The sequence below is a fragment of the Micromonospora sp. NPDC049580 genome (genome assembly GCF_040675595.1).
GTDB lineage: Bacteria > Actinomycetota > Actinomycetes > Mycobacteriales > Micromonosporaceae > Micromonospora.
The window spans coordinates 1-1,648 of the sequence record NZ_JBFAPG010000780.1 but is presented as its reverse complement, the minus strand read 5'-3'; the positions used below and the strand labels follow the sequence as shown (position 1 = coordinate 1,648).

Annotated in this window: 2 protein-coding genes; both read right to left on the bottom strand. The window is 73.8% G+C overall.

Annotated features, from left to right (window positions below; translation table 11 throughout):
* Window positions 1-42: 42 nt before the first annotated feature.
* Entirely contained in the window at window positions 43-1,017 is a 975-nt protein-coding gene (locus AB0J68_RS32035; RefSeq protein WP_354859905.1) for an aldo/keto reductase, read from the bottom strand.
* Window positions 1,014-1,648 (bottom strand): amidohydrolase family protein (locus AB0J68_RS32030; RefSeq protein ID WP_363942608.1); only part of this gene is annotated, 635 nt, incomplete at its 5' end. The genes AB0J68_RS32030 and AB0J68_RS32035, both read right to left, overlap by 4 nt.

Sequence of the window (1,648 nt, the reverse complement as noted above, 5' to 3'; positions counted from 1 at the left end):
CTCGGATCGGGTGGCCGGCGCACCGCGTTCAACTGTGGGTCGTCACCCGCCGAGCAGCCCGGCGTCGCGCAGCGCCGCCCAGAGCTGCTCCGGCACGTCCGCGTCCGACCGGCGCAGGGTCTCGGTCACCTGGGCTGCGTCGCGCAGGCCGACCACGGTCGAGACCACGGCCGGATGCCGGCGGACGAACGCTAACGCCGCCTGCGGCAGGGTGACGCCGTACGCCTGACAGACCGCCGCGATCCGCCGCGCCCGCTCGATCAGCTCCGGCGGCGCCTGCTGATAGTTGTAGACCGCGTCGGCCGGTGGCTGGTCGCGGGCCAGCAGCCCCGAGTTGTAGACCCCGGCGATGACCACGCCGACCCCACGGGCCTGCGCGGCGGGCAGCAGGTCGTCGAGCGCGCCCTGTTCGAGAAGGGTGTACCGGCCGGCGCACATGACCACGTCGATGTCGGTCTCCGCGACGAACCGGGCCAGCATCGCCGACTGGTTCATGCCGGCTCCGATCGCGCCGATGACGCCCTGGTCGCGCAGCTCCACCAGCGCGGGTACCGCCTCGGACGCGGCCTGCTCCCAGTGCTCGTCCGGGTCGTGCAGGTACACCACGTCCACGCGGTCCAGGCCGGTGCGTTCCAGGCTGGCCTCCAACGACCGGCGTACGCCGTCGCGGCTGAAGTCCCAGACCCGCCGCAGGTCGGCCGGCACGTCGAAGCCCTGCGAATCACGCTCCCCCGCGGTCTCCGGCGAGGGTACGAGCAGCCGCCCGACCTTCGTCGACACCACGTACTCGTCGCGCGGCCGGGACCGCAGCGCGGCGCCCAGCCGCCGTTCGGACAGGCCGAGGCCGTAGTGCGGCGCGGTGTCGAAGTACCGGATGCCGGCGGCCCAGGCGGTGTCGACGGCCGCGGCGAACTCGTCGTCGGACGTCGCCCGGAACAGGTTGCCGCCCTGCGCCGCGCCGAAGCCCAGCGTGGTGAGGCGGATCGCCGGCCGGCGGGGCAGCGCTCGGTCCGTCATGACGCCTCCAGCCGGTACGCGCGGTGGGCGGTCTCCCGCCAGATCGCCGCCTGCTCCTCGTCACCGAGTGGTGCCACCAGGTCGGCGAGCACGGCGACCCACCGGGTGTAGGAGCTGGCGAGCAGGCACACCGGCCAGTCCGAGCCAAACATGAGCCGGGCCGGTCCGAACGCGTCGAGCGCGTGGTCGACGGCGGGCCGCAGGTCGTCGGCCGTCCAGGATGATCCGTCCACCTCGGTCACCAGACCGGAGAGCTTCGCGGTGACGTTCGGTTGGGCGGCGAGCGCCCGCAGGTTGGCCGGCCAGTCGCCGAGGCTCCCCGTGCCGAGCGCCGGTTTGGCGAGGTGGTCCAGGACGAACGACACCTCGGGCAGGTCGCGGACGAGCCGGGTGGCCGCCGGCAGTTGGTGGTCGCGGACTAGCAGATCGTAGGCGAGACCGGCCGCGCCGACCGCCGCGATGCCCCGCCGGACGTCGTGTCGGTCGAGGTACGCCGGGTCGGGTTCGGACTGGACCAGGTGCCGGATGCCGACCAACCGCTCTCCGCCGCGTGCCGTGCGGAGCCGGTCGAGGCGCTCGTCGATGTCGTCGGCGGTGAGGTTGACCCCGCCGACGACCCCGCTGATGAGCG

What these genes read in the sequence shown, in the direction of transcription:
- AB0J68_RS32035 (WP_354859905.1), bottom strand. Translation starts at nt 1,017, where the DNA reads ATGACGGACCGAGCGCTGCCCCGCCGGCCGGCGATCCGCCTCACCACG.